Source organism: Tepidicaulis marinus (assembly GCF_000739695.1).
GTDB classification, from domain to species: domain Bacteria; phylum Pseudomonadota; class Alphaproteobacteria; order Parvibaculales; family Parvibaculaceae; genus Tepidicaulis; species Tepidicaulis marinus.
The window spans coordinates 62,286-77,288 of sequence record NZ_BBIO01000008.1 but is presented as its reverse complement, the minus strand read 5'-3'; the positions used below and the strand labels follow the sequence as shown (position 1 = coordinate 77,288).

Here is a 15,003-nt window from a genome sequence, read left to right as displayed (position 1 = left end):
GAGGTAAGCCTCCGTGGATGGCCCGGACAAGCCGGGCCATGACAGCAAGGGGGAGCAGGCGGCTTAGGCGGGTGCCGGTTTCAAATCCACCAGCTCGACATTTTCCGGCTCGATCGCCTCTCCGAAAAAGACGCTGCCCACCCTGGCAAAGCGCTCGGGCGAATCCGTTGCCATGAAGCGCACAATGCTTTTCTCATCCGCCGGCGCATGGGCAATATCTTTGTCCTTGAGCGTTAAGGCAACGGCGCGCGCGGTAGTGGCCGCCGAATCGACCAGCGTCACTTTATCGCCCAGCACCTGGCCGATGGCCGGGGCGAGAACGGGAAAATGCGTGCAGCCGAGCACCAGCGTGTCGGGCACTTCACCGCCGTCGGGGAAAAGCGGCAGGAGATAGCGTTTTACCGCGCCTTCGGTGACCTCGCCTTCCGTCCAGCCTTCCTCTGCCAGCGCGACGAAAAGCGGGCAGGCAAGCTGTGTGACTTGCGCGTCCGCGTTCAGCGCATGGATGGCGCGCTCATAAGCCCCGCCTTTGACGGTGCTTTCCGTGGCGATGACGGCGATATGCCCGTTCTTCGTCGCGGAGCAGCCAGCTTCAGCGCCGGGTTCCACCACGCCGATGACGGGGAGGGGGCGGAGCGCGTCGGAGAGAGGACCAAGCGCGACGGAGGAGGCGGTGTTGCAGGCGATAACGACGAGCTTCACATCATGGCTCATGAGAAGTTGCACGGCTTGCAGCGCATAGGCGCGCACGGTCTCCGGGCTTTTGGTGCCATAGGGAAGGCGGGCCGTGTCGCCCAGATAGACGAGGTCTTCGCCGGGCAGCGCCGCGCGCAAGGCTTTGAGGACGGTGAGCCCGCCCATGCCTGAATCGAAGACGCCGATCGGCCTGTTATCGCTCATTACGCCTCTCCCCCAGGAAGCCTTAAAAGAAAGCCTTAAAAGAACGCCGCGCCTGTGGCGAACTCGACCATGATTTCGGTCCCGATATCAAGCACAACGACACCGGCCGCAAGTCCCGCTCCCGCGCCAAGGGCGGCCAGCGCGATTTTCCAGCGGTACCAGAGAATGCCGAGCAAGAGGAAAAGATAGATGAAGCTCACCCCTTCTTTCGGCAGCATGCCGATACTGTAAAGAACGAAGGGAAAGGACGCCGCTGCCAGCACCGGCAGGCTCGCCCAATTATAAGCGATGATGTATTGGGCATAGCTGCGCGTGATGCGCAGGGGCCGCGCGAGAATGCCGAGAACCACCGGAAAGACGATCCAGGAAAGCGCCGCGCTTAAAAGTTTGACGGCGAGAAAGCCGCTTTTGTCGAGCGTTAGTGTCACGTCCGGCGTTTCTGAAATGATGCGCCATTCCGCCGTGGTGATCAGCAGATAGAAGGGCAGGGCGGGGATGAATGCGAAGAAGGAGCGGAAAAAGGCTTCCGTGCTGACCTCGAAATGGCGCATGGCGTTTTCATCGCCAAGGGCAATGCCGATGGCACCGCGCAGCGCTTGCAATATTTCATCGAGGCTCGGCATGGGTCAGGTTCCGAAATAGCTGCGCAGCACCGCTTCGTAAATATCGGTCAGCTGCTCGATATCCTTGACCGCAATGTGCTCGTCCACTTTGTGCATACTCTGGCTGACAAGGCCGAATTCGATGACCCGCGCATGGTTCTTGATAAACCGCGCATCCGACGTGCCGCCGGAGGTGGAAAGCTCAGGTACCCGGCCCGTCACTTTTTCAACGGCGCCGGCAACGATATCGGAAAGGCGGCCCGGCGCGGTGAGGAATGCATCGCCGCTTTTCTTGAAGAGAAGATCGTAGCTGCCGCCCATCTCATCGCACACTTTGTCGAGGACGCCGCGCACCAGCACTTCAAGTCCTTCTGCGGTTTGCAGATCGTTGAAGCGGATATTGAAATGGGCGCGCACTTCCGCCGGAATAACGTTGGTCGCGGTGTTGCCGACATCGACCGTGGTGATTTCCAGATTGGAGGGCTGGAAATGCTCGGTGCCTTCATCGAGCTTGAGGGCGGCCAGCGCCGAAAGCATTGCCGCCATGCGCGGCACGGGATTGTCGGCAAGGTGCGGGTAAGCGACATGGCCCTGCGCGCCGTAAGCGGTGAGCCAGCCATTGACCGAGCCGCGCCGGCCGATCTTGATCATATCGCCAAGGGCGCGCGGGTTCGTCGGCTCGCCGACGAGGCAGTCGTCAATCACCTCGCCATGGGCCGCGCACCAGTCCAGCATCTTCTGCGTGCCATTGACGGCGGGGCCTTCTTCATCGCCGGTGATGAGAAAAGAGATCGAGCCTTTGGGCGCGCCCTCTTTTAAAACGCGCGCGGCAGCGGCGGCAAAAGCGGCAATCGCGCTTTTCATATCCGTTGCCCCGCGCCCGAAAAGCACGCCGTCTTTGATTTCCCCGCCGAAGGGATCGGCGCTCCAGGCCGCTTCATCGCCGACCGGCACCACATCCGTGTGCCCAGCAAAACAGAAGTTCGGGCCTTCCGTACCGATGCGGGCATAAAGATTGTCCACATCCGGCGTCCCCTCCTCGGAAAAGGGCAGGCGCGTGCAGGTAAAGCCCAGCGCCTCAAGGCGCGCCTGCAAAAGATCGAGCGCGCCGCCTTCTTCAGGGGTGACGGAGGGGCAGCGGATCAGTTCGGCGGCAAAAGCGACCGGATCGAGGAGCTGCGAGGGGGAAGATGCCTGTGCCATGCCCTCGGATGTAGCCGGTGGCGGGCGGGGCGTCAATTCAGGCTTTGGGTGGGGCGGCGAATGAAAGGCGTCACCCCGGGCTTGACCCGGGGTCCATGAGGTCTTTCAGCGCCCAAAGGCTTTTGTGGATCCCGGCACGGGGGCCGGGATGACAGCCGAATGTGATGCGGCTTTGTACCGGATGGGAACGGCGCGCGCCCCCGATACGTTTCTAGTGCCTCAGTCGCGCAAAAGCTCGTTCGGTGAGGTTTTGGCGCGGGTTTTCTCGTCCACCGTTTTCACGATGACGGCGCAATAAAGGCTCGGGCCCGGCGTGCCGTCGGGAAGCGGTTTGCCCGGCAGCGAGCCCGGCACCACGACGGAGAAGGGCGGCACTTCGCCCATATGCACTTCGCCCGTCTCGCGGTTGATGATTTTCGTCGAGGCGGTGATGAAAACGCCCATGGAAAGCACCGAACCCTCGCGCACCACCACGCCTTCGGCCACTTCCGAACGCGCGCCGATGAAGCAATTGTCTTCGATGATCACAGGGCCGGCTTGCAGCGGCTCCAGAACGCCGCCAATGCCCGCGCCGCCGGAAATATGCACATGCTTGCCGATCTGCGCGCAGGAGCCGACCGTCGCCCAGGTGTCGACCATCGTGCCTTCATCCACATAAGCGCCGAGATTGACGAAGGAGGGCATCAGAACGACGCCCGGCGCGATATAGGCCGAGCGGCGCACCACGCAGTTCGGCACGGCGCGGAAACCGGCGGCCGTGAACTGATTGGCGCCCCAGCCTTCGAATTTGGACGGCACTTTGTCCCACCAGGTGGTGTTTTCGCCGGGCCCGCCCTTGATGGGCTCCATCGCGTTGAGGCGGAAGGAGAGCAGCACAGCCTTTTTCAGCCACTGATTGACGGTCCAGTCCTTGCCGGATTTTTCCGCAACGCGCGCCTCGCCCTTGTCGAGCAGATTGAGCGCTTCTTCCACCGCCTCGCGCACCTCGCCTTGCGTGGAGGTCGAAATCGTGTCGCGGGCTTCGAAAGCCTCTTCGATGACGGATTTAAGGTCGGCGCTCATGAAGATGTCCTTTGCTCGGCATGGGGATCGGCGGGCAAGATAGCGGCCTGCCCCGATCTGTCAACAAAGGAGGGGCGGCGGGCGGCGCGGGAGAGCGGGCCTCACAGCGTTTCGAGAAAGTCTTCCAGCGTGTCGGTGACGTGATGGACATGGGGGCCGTCCGCCCCTTCATGGGCAAGCTTTTCATGGCGGGCGGCGTCCGGGTGAAGCGGCGGGCGCACCCAGACCGTCGTCATGCCGAGCGTGTGGGGCACTTCGAGATTGCGGGCGATATCCTCGAACATGGCCGCGCGCAGGGGCTCCGTGCCGCTCAGTTCTAAAAACCGGTCATAGGCGGCGGCATGGGGCTTGGGCGCATAGCCGAGCGCCTCGATCCCGTAAAACTCGTCGAAATGATCCGTGAGGCCGAGCTGGCCCGTCACATTCAGCGCATGGCCGCGGCTGCCATTGGTCAGGACGAGCTTGCGCCCCTTCAGCCGGTCGATGGCCTTGGAAAGGCGTTTATTGGCCTCCAGCATCGAAACGTCGATATCATGCACATATTCGAGAAAAGCTTCCGGCTTCAGCCCGTGCTCTTTCATCAGCCCGTTCAGGGTCGTGCCGTGCTCGACATAATAAAGTTTCTGGATGCGGCGCGCTTCCACGGGATCGACCCGCAGATAATCGGCAATGAAGGCGCTCATGCGCTGATCGACCTGCGCAAAAAGATTGCAGCGCGAGGGATAGAGCGTGTTGTCGAGATCGAAAATCCAGGTATCGACATGGGAAAAATCCGGGCTCGCTTGCCGGTTTTCCAGAACGTTTTCAGGCTCGTTCAACATGTCGCTCACTCAAATCTCCGGGCAACGAGGCTTAAAAGAAAAATGGGGCGCGGGCCGGGCGTTGCAAGGCCTAAGCTTTAAGGGGCAGGCGCCGTCAGCGTTTCCTGCCAGATCAGCTTTTCGCCCGTATCGATGCGCTTGAACCCTGTTGTGTCGAGCCCGCGCTCCACGCAGCGCTCGCGGCCCTGTATTTGAAAGCGGGTCGGCTTGGTGCAGAACGGCGCATCGCCGCCCCAGATCAGCTCGCGCCCGCCAATGACGGGAATGAGCCCGTTTTCATCCACCGCTTCCGCGTAGGTGAAATAATCGCGTTTCTTGAGCTGGCCCTTGATCGCCTTTTCGCAGGCGCCCGGCTCCACGCGGATCCAGCCGCTCGATTCCGGCCCCCGGTCGGTTTCATAACCGACCGCCGCCCAGACGAGATATTCGGTCTGATTGCAGAAGGAGAGTCCCGCCTTGCGCTGGTTCTGCTCGGCCCCGGCAATGAGCTGCTCGAAAAGCGCATCCGACACATCGCCGTCCGGCTTCACATTGATCGAGCGCTGGAAGGACATGATGGCGCGCGTCGTGTTGCGCCCGTCATAGCCGTCCACGCGGCTCAGCTTATATTCATTGTCGATGAGAAGGCGCTGAATGCCCGCGATCTTTGCCTGCTTGATGGAATAATCGCGCGGCTCGGAAAACGTCGTCGTCCAGTCCTTGCCCGGCTTCGTGTCCACCTTGGTGAAGTGATGGGCGTCATAGCCCCGCGCCACGCAGGTCTCCCGTCCCTCGATCAGAAAATCGCCGGGCACGGTGCAAAAGCGCTCGTTGCCGCTGAAATATTTCGTGCCGCCTTTATGGGCAGCGATCGAGCGGGCGAAGACGTAATACATCTCTTCGGTAATCTCGCCGCGCAGCACCGGCGCGCAATTGCCGGGCAGGATCTGGTGCCAGCCCTGGCTTTTCCAAACGCCGTCCGACTGATAGGCGATGGCGCTTTTGAGCACATAGCTCGTGGCATTGCAGAATTTATAATCGGCCTTGGCGGGCGCGGCGGCGAGGACGAGAAGCGAAACGGCAAGCGCGAAGGCTGCAGCAATGGAACCCGCCAAAGAGAGGTAGGGCCGCGCTGCGCTGTCATTCGGATATGCCGCCGATCTTTCCATCCCGTGTTGCCACCCTTTATGCGGTTTATTTATTCGATCAGCGTGCCGGCGCCGTGCTCGGTCAGAAGTTCGAGCAGCACCACATGAGGCACGCGCCCATCGACGATCACCACCGCTTCCACGCCTTTTTCCACGGATTCGATGCAGGTCTCGAGTTTCGGGATCATGCCGCCCGAAATCGTGCCGTCTTTCATCAGGGCTTCGGCCTCGGCAACGCTGAGGCGCTGGATGAGCTTGCCGTCTTTGCCGAGCACGCCGCGCACATCCGTCAGCAGTAAAAGCCGCTTGGCGTTCATGGCGCCGGCAATGGCGCCTGCCGCCGTGTCGGCATTGATGTTGTAGGTGTCGCCTTCTTCGCTCACCCCGATGGGGGCGATGACGGGAATTATGTCCGAGGCGATGATGGTCTGCAGGATTTCCGGATTGACCCGGTGCGGCTCGCCCACAAAGCCGAGATCCAGCAGCTTTTCGATGTTCGATTCAGGATCGTGGATCTTATGCTCGAGCTTGCGCGCGACGATGAGATTGCCGTCCTTGCCGCAAAGCCCGACGGCTCTGCCGCCTGCCTGGTTGAGCGCGCCGACGATCTGTTTGTTGATGGAGCCGGCCAGCACCATTTCCACGATCTCGACCGTGCTCTTGTCCGTGATCCTGAGGCCGCTCGCAAACTCGCTTTCGATATTGAGCCGCTTCAGCATGGAGCCGATTTGCGGGCCCCCGCCATGCACCACGATGGGGTTCACTCCGGCTTGCTTCAACAGCACGATATCGCGGGCGAATTTTGCCGCAAGACCGGCATCTCCCATGGCATGGCCGCCATATTTCACGACCACGGTGCGCTTGTCGTAGCGCTGCATGTAGGGAAGCGCTTCGGAGAGAATGCGGGCCCGGTCGAGCCAGGCCTCGTTGAGAGCCTCTGTCGTGTCTTTGATCTTCTCGCCCATGCGCGCTTTGCCTTGTTCGTTCGAACTTGCCTACCCTTATAACCGAGCCGTCAGCGCTCTGCCAGCGCCGAGCCCATATCCAGATCCGGCACGAGCGCGGTGATATGGGCGCGCAGCTCCGCGATCCCCTCTTTGGTGACGGAGGAGGTGGCAATGACTTCCGGGTGGGCGGCCGGGTGCTTTTTCAGCTCGGCGGCTGTTGCTTCCACGACCTTTTTCAGCTCGGAAGGTTTCAGCTTGTCGGCTTTGGTCAGCACCGCGAGATAGGAAACGGCGGCCTTGTCGAGCAGGCTCATCACTTCCCGGTCGTTGGGTTTGACCCCATGGCGCGAATCGATGAGCAAGATGACGCGCTGCAAATTCGCCCGGCCCTGAAGGTAAGACATGACAAGATCGGTCCAGGCTTCCACGCGGGTTTTCGTTTCGCGCGCATAGCCGTAGCCCGGCAGGTCGACGAGATAGAGCGCCGGGCCCTCGCCGCTTTCGGTATGGGGGCCGAGGCGGAAATAATTGAGCTCTTTCGTGCGCCCCGGCGTGTTGGAGGTGCGCGCCAGCGTCTTGCGCCCGGTCAGCGCGTTCACAAGGCTCGATTTGCCGACATTGGACCGCCCCGCGAACGCGACTTCGGGCAGGTCCATGGGCGGCAATTGCTTCATGGACACAACGCCGAGCAGAAAGTCGCAAGCCTGGGCAAAGAGCCAGCGTCCCTGCTCCAGATAGGCGGCGTGTTCTGCCTCGTCTTCCGGCCCGCCTTTCTCGTCCATTGGCTTAGCTCTTCGTCTGATCGTCGGCTTCTTTCTTGCCGAGGAATTTATCGAGGCCGAGATTGTTGAAAAGCTCGATCTTGACGCCGTTGCGCCGCATGATCACGCCCTGCTGCAGGACCGAGAGGAAGTTGTTCCAGGCCCAGTAGATGACGAGACCGGCCGGAAAGCCCGCCAGCACGAAGGTGAAGATGAGCGGCATCCAGGCGAAAATCTTCTGCTGCATGGGATCGGCGGGCGCCGGGTTCATCTTCATCTGCACGAACATCGTAAAGCCCATCAGAATCGGCCAGACGCCGAGCATGAGGAAGGAGGGCGGGTCCCAGGGGATGAGCCCGAAGAGATTGAAGATCGTCGTCGGGTCCGGCGCCGAAAGATCCTGGATCCAGCCGAAGAAGGGTGCGTGCCGCATTTCGATCGTCACGAACAGCACTTTATAGAGCGAGAAGAAGACCGGGATCTGAATGAGGATCGGCAAGCAGCCGGCCAGCGGATTGACCTTCTCTTTTTTGTAAAGCTCCATCAGCTCTTGCTGCTGCTTCATCTTGTCGTCTTTGTACTTCTCGCGCAGCTTTTCCATTTCGGGCTGCAGTTTCTTCATCTTGCTCATCGCTTCATAGGAGCGGTTGGCAAGCGGGAAGAAGACGAGCTTGATAAGCACGGTGATGATCAGGATGGAAATGCCGAAATTGCCCGTCAGGCCCGCAAAGAAATCAAGACCGATAAAGAGCGGCTTGGTGAGGAAGTAGAACCAGCCCCAGTCGATCAGAAGATCGAGCTTGAAGATGCCCGCTTCATCATAAGCATCGACAATGTTCACAACCTTGGCGCCGGCAAAGATTTGCGAGCTGACGGAGGAAGAGCCGCCGGCGGGGATGCTCACGCCGTCGAGCAGATAATCGGCCTGGAAGGTCTCCGTGCGCCCGGATTTGTTTTCGCTGAAGCGGCCTTTGAAGGCGGCGTCCTGCGGGGGCACGAGCACGGCTGCCCAATATTTGTCGGTAATGCCGAGCCAGCCGCCGGCTTTCGATTCCTGCGAGACGTCGCCGTCTTCGATCACATCGTCATAATCGACTTCCGAAAGACCGTCCTGGCCGAAAACGCCGATCAGGCCTTCATGCAGAATGTAATAGCCTGAGGTTTCGGGCAGGCCGTAGCGGCGCACGAGACCGTAAGGGTAAAGCGTCACGGGTTTGGCGCCCGCGTTCTCTACCGACTGCGTGACGGTGAAAAGATAATTCTCATCGACGCTGACCGTGCGGCGGAAGGTAAGGCCTTCACCATTATTCCAGACGAGGGTGACGGGGCTTTCCGGGGTCAGCGTGCTGCCTTCTTCCAGCGACCAGACCGTGTCTTTATTGGGCAGGGCAATGCCTGCGCCGCCTGCCGCCGTCCAGCCTTGTTCGGCGAAATAGGCGCCGGGCGTGCCGAGCGGGCTGAAAAGCACGATCTCATCGGAGGCAGGGTCCACCGTCTCGTGGTAGTTGCGCAGGAAAAGATCATCGAAGCGCGCGCCTTTCAGAAGGATCGAACCGCCGAGCTTCGGCGTGTCGATGGCAACGCGCGGCCCGCGCGTCACGGCGGTGGCGCGGTCCACTTCACCGGCAATGCCGCCGCTTCCCGGCAAGCCTGGCGTGCCCGTGCCTTCGACGGCGGGCAGGTTGCCGCTTTCGCTTGCGCTTTCTTGCGCCTGCAGCGTTTCCTGACGGGCCTGCTCTTCGGCGACCCGGGGCTCGACAATGAAATATTGCCAGGCGAGCAAAACACCCATCGACAGAGCGATAGCGATGATGAGATTGCGGTTGTCTGACATGGAAACGCCTACTCTTTGGGTTGCGGCTTGGATGGTGAAGCGGCCTGAGCCTGATCTGTATGAGCGTGTGCCGGCTGCCCCCCGCGCGGGGAGGTCCCCCGTTTTGCCCCGTGGACCCGGGCAAGCGCAAGGTGCAAATCCTTCAGCAGCGCGCTATAGGGCCGGGTAATCGTTCCCTTGCGTCCTATAAGCACATAGTCGAAGCCTTTTTTGCCCGCCTCGGGCAAAACGTCGCGCGCCGCGGCCCGCAGCCGGCGTTTGGCCCGGTTGCGGATCACGGCATTGCCTACTTTTTTTGTAACGGTAAATCCGACGCGCATGTCTTCGCGCTTCTCGCCGCCATCCAATTCCTGACGGGGCCGCGCGCGTGCTTGCAGAACCAGGCCGGGAGCGGCCCATTTATGTCCCTTGGCGGCGCTTAGAAAGTCGCGGCGTTTCCTGAGACGGTCCATGAGGCACCTCTCGGAGGCCGCGCCGGCCTAATTAGGCCGACAGGCGCTTGCGGCCTTTGGCGCGGCGGGAGGCCAGGACCTTGCGGCCGTTTTTCGTGGCCATGCGGGCCCGGAAACCATGACGGCGCTTGCGGACAAGGCGGCTAGGTTGATACGTCCGTTTCACGGCTTTTCTCCGGCATGTTGGGGCCCCGCCTTCAAGGCGCTGCCCGGATACCGCGGGCGGACCAGCCGCCGGGCATCCTGAATAGAAAAAACAAGCCGCAGACGGATGTCGCGGCAAGACTGGGGCGGTGTATAGGCAAATGTGCGGGGGAAGTCAACGGGAGGCCGGCGCGTGCGCCAAAAATTCGGCGAAAAGCGGCACTGAGCGGAAAGGCCCCGCCCAAACCAGCGTCAAAAGGTTAGGGGCCTTCCCCAAGGGCGGCCGCGCCCTACCGTTCACTCCTGGTGAAATCAAGTCACGTATGTGTGAGAGGACGGTGGATTCTATCCCCGCCGCTGTATGTATGCCTCAAGATGACGTATTTGCCCCTCAAGGTTAAGCAGGTTCCCAATATGCGCAAAACCCGATATTTCCCCTATGGCCGGTTATCCGGCGCCCTTATGGCGCTCTTTACCGCGATAATCCTGCTCGCCGCGCCCGTTCGCGCCGAGGAGGCCTGGGAAGAATGGACGGCATTCGAGGAGACAAGTCAGATGAGTGTCGACCACGGGCCCTGGGCGAAACTGCTCAAGAAATACGTCAAATCCCGCAAAAAAGGCCCGAATTTGGTCGATTATGCCGGATTGAAGGCGAATGAAGCCGATAAAGCCGCGCTCGATGCCTATGTGGCGGGGCTGGAGGCCATTACCGTCTCTGAGTTGAACCGCGATGAGCAATACGCTTATTGGGCGAATCTCTACAACGCGCTGACCGTCAAAGTTGTAACCGAGCACTATCCGGTGAAAAGCATCAAGGATATCGGCATCTCCCCCGGCTTCTTTTCTTCCGGGCCCTGGAAAGCCAAGCTTTTGACCATCGAGGGGCGCAAGGTTTCGCTCGACGATATCGAGCACCGCATCCTGCGGCCGATCTGGAAAGACCCGCGCACCCATTATGTTTTGAACTGCGCCTCCATCGGCTGCCCGGACCTGCCGGTCAAACCGCTTGATCCGGCAAAGCTGGATGCGCAGCTCGACGCGGCGGCCAAGGCCTATATCGGGGCCGAGCGGGGCGCGCGTTTTGAGGAGGGGCGGCTCATTCTTTCCAGTATTTATGACTGGTATGGCAGCGATTTCGGCGGCAAGCCCGCCGCCATCATCGCGCATCTGAAGGAATTCGCGCCGGCGACCTTGAAAGCAAAGCTCGAAGAAACCCGCCGGATCTACGATTATGAATATGACTGGTCGCTCAATGAATGGCGCGGCGATGAAGATGAAAAAGGGGCGAATGAATGAGCGGCGCACCTGAAACCACCCCGGAAGAACCCTCCGCCCCGCAAGTCAAGAAGTCGGTTTTCAAACGGCTTCTGCCTTTGCTCATTCTGGTGGCAGGGCTCGGGGCTTTCTTCGGCCTTGGGCTGAACGACTATGTCAGCCTCGATACGCTGCGCGACAACCGCGAGGCGCTGGGGGCCTGGGTGGCGGCCAATCTGGCACTGGCCGTCGGCATCTATGTGCTGGCCTATGCGCTCTCCACCGCCTTTTCGCTGCCCACCGGCGCGCTTCTGACGCTGACAGGCGGCTTTCTTTTCGGCACCTGGCTCGGCGGCTTCCTGACCGTTATCGGCGCGACGATCGGCGCGAGCGTGGTTTTCCTTGCCGCCAAGACAGCGCTCGGCGACGCGCTCCGGGCAAAGGCGGGCGGCGCGATCCGCAAGATGGAAGAAGGCTTCCGCGAAAACGCTTTCAATTATCTTCTGGTGCTGCGCCTCGTGCCGCTCTTTCCCTTCTTCGTGGTGAACCTCGCCCCGGCCTTTCTCGGTGTGCCGCTGCGCACCTATGTGGCGGCGACCTTTATCGGCATCATTCCGGGCACTTTCGTTTATGCCAGTGTCGGTAACGGGCTCGGGGCGATTTTCGCCGCGGGCCAGGAACCCGATCTCGGTATTATCTTCAAGCCGGAAGTGCTGGGGCCCATCGTGGCGCTTGCCGCCCTGTCGCTGGTGCCGGTCTTTTATAAAAAATTCAAGGCGCGCAGCGCGGGTGGGGCCGGAGCCTGAGTGCAGGCCTTTGCTTCTTCTTTGCAATATTCTCCGTAAACGAATGGTTCTGAAAAAGGTCTGGGAATGACGGAAACGATCAAGACGGATATTTGCGTCATTGGCGCGGGTTCGGGCGGGCTGTCCGTGGCCGCGGGCGCGGTGCAGATGGGCATGGGCGTGGTGCTGATCGAGCGCGGCAAGATGGGCGGCGACTGCCTGAATTATGGCTGCGTGCCTTCCAAGGCGCTGCTAGCGGCCGGCAAGCAGGCGCACGCGATGGGCAAGGGCGAGGTTTTCGGCATCAAGCCCGCGGTGCCCGAAATCGACTTCGCCAAAGTGCATGATCATGTGCACGGCGTGATCGGCGCCATCGAGCCCAACGATTCCGTCGAGCGGTTCGAAGGGCTTGGCGTCAATGTCATCAAGGGCGCGGCCCGCTTCATCGATGCAAAGACGGTGGAGGCGGACGGCAAGCGTATCGAGGCGCGCCGCTTCGTGGTGGCGACGGGCTCATCCGCCGCCGTGCCGCCCATTCCGGGGCTCGAAAGCGTGCCCTATCTGACGAATGAAACGATCTTCGAGCGCAAGGAAGCGCCGGAACATCTGCTCATCATCGGCGGCGGGCCCATCGGCATGGAAATGGCGCAGGCGCACCGGCGTCTCGGCGCCGAGGTGACGGTGATCGAAGCTTTTAAAGTGCTCGGCAAGGATGATCCGGAACTGGCCGCCATTGTCGTCGCGCAGCTGCGCAAGGAAGGCATTGCGATCCGCGAAGGCACCGGCATCGAGCGGGTTGAAAAGGAGGGCGAGGGCGTTGCCGTTCTCCTGAAAGGCGAAGACGGCAAGCCGGGCGAGCGGATTACCGGCTCCCATCTTCTGGTCGCCGCCGGACGCGCGCCCAATGTCGATGGGCTCGATCTTGAAAATGCCGGCGTCGAATTCGACAAGCGCGGCATCAAGGTCGATGCGCGCCTGCGCACGTCCAACAAGAAAATCTTTGCCATTGGCGATGTGACGGGCGGGCTGCAATTTACCCATGTGGCGGGCTATCACGCGGGCATCGTCATCCGTAACGCGCTCTTTAAAATTCCGGCCAAGGCCGATCATTCCAATGTGCCCTGGGTGACCTATACCGATCCGGAACTTGCCCATATCGGTTTGACCGAAGAAGAAGCGCGCGGCAAATACGGCAAGGTCGAAGTGCTGCGCTGGCCGCTCGCCGAAAACGACCGGGCGCAAGCGGAACGGCGCATCGAGGGCATGGCGAAGCTCATTAGCGATTCTCATGGGCGCATTTTGGGCGCGAGCATTGTGGGGCCGAATGCGGGCGAGCTTTTGCAGCCCGTGGTGCTTGCCAAGGCGAACGGGCTGAAAATCTCGGCCCTCGCCAGTGTCATCGCGCCTTATCCGACCATGACCGAAGTGAGCAAGCGGGCGGCGGGCAGCTTTTACACCCCGACGCTTTATAGCGCCAAGACGCGGCTTCTTGTGCGTTTCCTCAAGCTCTTCGGCTAAAATGTCCGGTCAAATGACCTCGTAGTCTTTTTGGCAAAAAACGGGCATTCGCGGTATAAAGGGGGGCCGGGCATCGGGCGCCGGCGGGCAGGTGAGCGCGGCATGAGGACCAAGCAGCTGGATGCAACGACAGGCGCGGGCCGGAATTCTGCCGGGCATCAAAGCTTTGCCGCGCGCTATTCGCGCTCATTGTCCTCCCAGCTTCTGCTTTTGACCGTCATCTTCGTGATGGCGGCGGAAGTGCTGATCTTCTTTCCCTCCATCGCCAATTTCCGTTTGAACTGGCTCGAGCAGCGTCTTGCCAACGCGCAGATCGCGACGCTCGCGCTGGAGGCGACGCCTGACAACATGGTTTCGAGCGCCTTGCAGCTCGAGCTTCTGAAGAATGCCGAGGCCTATGCCATCGTCCTGCACCGCGATGCAACGCGCCGTCTGATCCTGACAAAAGAAAACCTGCCGGAAATCGACAAGGGGTATGATACCCGCGAGCAATTTCCCCCGACATTGATCTGGCATGCGCTTGAAACGCTCTTTGCCGGGGACGGGCGCACGATCCGCGTTATCGGCGAGCCGCGTTTCATGGGCGGGGATGTGATTGATCTGGTGATCGACGAAACGCCGCTGCGCCGGGCGATGATCGGCTACGGCATCAATATCTTCACGCTCTCGCTGGTGATCTCCGTCATCACGGCCGGACTTTTGTTCTTTGCGCTCAACCGCTTTCTGGTGCGCCCGCTCCGGCGGATTTCGGAAAACATGGTGGCCTTCCGCGAAAAGCCCGAAGACATTCGCCGCGTCATCACGGCATCCGGGCGGCGCGATGAGATCGGTGTTGCCGAAAGCGAGCTTGAAGCGATGCAGCGGCAGATCCGCTCGACGCTGAACCAGCAGGCGCGCCTTGCCGCGCTTGGCGGCGCGGTGAGCAAGATCAATCACGATCTGCGCAACATTTTGGCCAATGCGCAGCTCATTTCCGACCGCATTGCCGGGGTGAGCGATCCCACGGTGCAAAAACTCGGGCCCCGGCTTTTCGGCTCCATCGACCGGGCCATTGATCTTTGCGAAAAGACGCTGAAATTCGGCAGAGCCGAGGAAGACCCGCCGCAGCGGCGCTTCTTTCTCCTTGCCAATTTCATGGAAGAACTCAGAAGCGCTTCCGGCCTCGAGGATGAAGGCCGCGTCGCTTTTGTCTGCGATATTCCGCCGGATCTGCGCATTCATGCCGATCCCGATCAGCTTTTCCGCATCCTCCTCAATCTCATACGCAATGCCGCCGAGGCGCTCCAGGGCAGCGACGGCGAAATCATAGTGCGGGCCTGGCTCGAAGAGGACGACAAAGTCGAGATCGAGGTTTGGGACAATGGCCCCGGCCTGCCGGAGCGGGCGCGCAAACATCTCTTCCAGGCCTTTGCAGGCTCCGCCCGCGCCGGGGGCACGGGGCTGGGGCTTGCCATTTCCGCGGAATTGGCCGAAGCCCATGGCGGTAAGTTGACCTTGATCGAGAGCGTACCGGGCAAGACGGTCTTCCGCATCTGCATTCCCCAGGACAGGGCGGCTGCCGCATTGGCCGCGCAATAGGCGGGGAAGGAAGAG

15 protein-coding genes are annotated in these 15,003 nt (G+C 61.0%); 4 read left to right on the top strand and 11 right to left on the bottom strand.

The genetic code is table 11. The features are described from left to right. Positions 1–63 precede the first annotated feature (63 nt). The 11 genes from murI to rpmH all read right to left on the bottom strand — a co-directional run bounded on the left by murI (position 64) and on the right by rpmH (position 9,875). Positions 64–900 carry a glutamate racemase gene (murI, locus tag M2A_RS09025; protein ID WP_045446084.1) on the bottom strand — a complete coding sequence of 279 codons (837 nt, stop codon included), beginning with the start codon at positions 898–900 and terminating at the stop codon, positions 64–66. Between the two features lie 35 nt (positions 901–935). Then, positions 936–1,523 carry a hypothetical protein gene (locus tag M2A_RS09020; RefSeq protein ID WP_045446081.1) on the bottom strand — a complete coding sequence of 196 codons (588 nt, stop codon included), beginning with the start codon at positions 1,521–1,523 and terminating at the stop codon, positions 936–938. Positions 1,524–1,526: 3 nt separating this feature from the next. Next, positions 1,527–2,705 (bottom strand): succinyl-diaminopimelate desuccinylase, encoded by a 1,179-nt coding sequence (gene dapE, locus M2A_RS09015; protein WP_045446078.1) that lies wholly within the window; start codon positions 2,703–2,705, stop codon positions 1,527–1,529. Positions 2,706–2,924: 219 nt separating this feature from the next. Next, positions 2,925–3,767, bottom strand: a complete 843-nt coding sequence (gene dapD, locus M2A_RS09010) for a 2,3,4,5-tetrahydropyridine-2,6-dicarboxylate N-succinyltransferase (protein WP_045446075.1) — start codon at positions 3,765–3,767, stop codon at positions 2,925–2,927. Between the two features lie 101 nt (positions 3,768–3,868). Further along, positions 3,869–4,588 carry a pyrimidine 5'-nucleotidase gene (locus tag M2A_RS09005; protein ID WP_045446072.1) on the bottom strand — a complete coding sequence of 240 codons (720 nt, stop codon included), beginning with the start codon at positions 4,586–4,588 and terminating at the stop codon, positions 3,869–3,871. Positions 4,589–4,665: 77 nt separating this feature from the next. Beyond that, entirely contained in the window at positions 4,666–5,736 is a 1,071-nt protein-coding gene (locus M2A_RS09000; RefSeq protein WP_045446070.1) for a DUF1036 domain-containing protein, read from the bottom strand. Positions 5,737–5,765: 29 nt separating this feature from the next. Then, positions 5,766–6,680, bottom strand: coding sequence for an acetylglutamate kinase (gene argB / locus M2A_RS08995; protein ID WP_045446067.1), 915 nt, complete (start codon positions 6,678–6,680; stop codon positions 5,766–5,768). Positions 6,681–6,730: 50 nt separating this feature from the next. Beyond that, positions 6,731–7,444 (bottom strand): ribosome biogenesis GTP-binding protein YihA/YsxC, encoded by a 714-nt coding sequence (gene yihA / locus M2A_RS08990; RefSeq protein WP_045446064.1) that lies wholly within the window; start codon positions 7,442–7,444, stop codon positions 6,731–6,733. Positions 7,445–7,448: 4 nt separating this feature from the next. After that, a complete protein-coding gene (yidC, locus tag M2A_RS08985; RefSeq protein WP_045446062.1) occupies positions 7,449–9,257 on the bottom strand; it encodes a membrane protein insertase YidC in 1,809 nt (602 codons plus the stop codon). Positions 9,258–9,265: 8 nt separating this feature from the next. Further along, positions 9,266–9,709, bottom strand: a complete 444-nt coding sequence (gene rnpA, locus M2A_RS08980; RefSeq protein WP_081875514.1) for a ribonuclease P protein component — start codon at positions 9,707–9,709, stop codon at positions 9,266–9,268. 31 nt (positions 9,710–9,740) lie between these two features. Next, the gene (gene rpmH, locus M2A_RS08975; RefSeq protein ID WP_045446061.1) at positions 9,741–9,875 is read right to left on the bottom strand and encodes a 50S ribosomal protein L34; all 135 of its coding nucleotides are present in this window, start codon (positions 9,873–9,875) and stop codon (positions 9,741–9,743) included. Between the two features lie 392 nt (positions 9,876–10,267). On the opposite strand from rpmH, the gene M2A_RS08970 reads away from it, so the two are divergent. The 4 genes from M2A_RS08970 (at position 10,268) to M2A_RS08955 (ending at position 14,988) form a co-directional block, all read left to right on the top strand. Then, positions 10,268–11,149 (top strand): DUF547 domain-containing protein, encoded by an 882-nt coding sequence (locus M2A_RS08970; RefSeq protein ID WP_045446060.1) that lies wholly within the window; start codon positions 10,268–10,270, stop codon positions 11,147–11,149. Beyond that, positions 11,146–11,913, top strand: a complete 768-nt coding sequence (locus tag M2A_RS18185) for a TVP38/TMEM64 family protein (RefSeq protein WP_045446057.1) — start codon at positions 11,146–11,148, stop codon at positions 11,911–11,913. The genes M2A_RS08970 and M2A_RS18185 overlap by 4 nt, the downstream gene beginning before the upstream one ends. 66 nt (positions 11,914–11,979) lie before the next feature. Then, positions 11,980–13,410 carry a dihydrolipoyl dehydrogenase family protein gene (locus M2A_RS18180; RefSeq protein WP_045446054.1) on the top strand — a complete coding sequence of 477 codons (1,431 nt, stop codon included), beginning with the start codon at positions 11,980–11,982 and terminating at the stop codon, positions 13,408–13,410. A 102-nt stretch (positions 13,411–13,512) separates the two neighbouring features. Then, the gene (locus M2A_RS08955; protein ID WP_045446271.1) at positions 13,513–14,988 is read left to right on the top strand and encodes a sensor histidine kinase; all 1,476 of its coding nucleotides are present in this window, start codon (positions 13,513–13,515) and stop codon (positions 14,986–14,988) included. Positions 14,989–15,003: the final 15 nt, after the last annotated feature.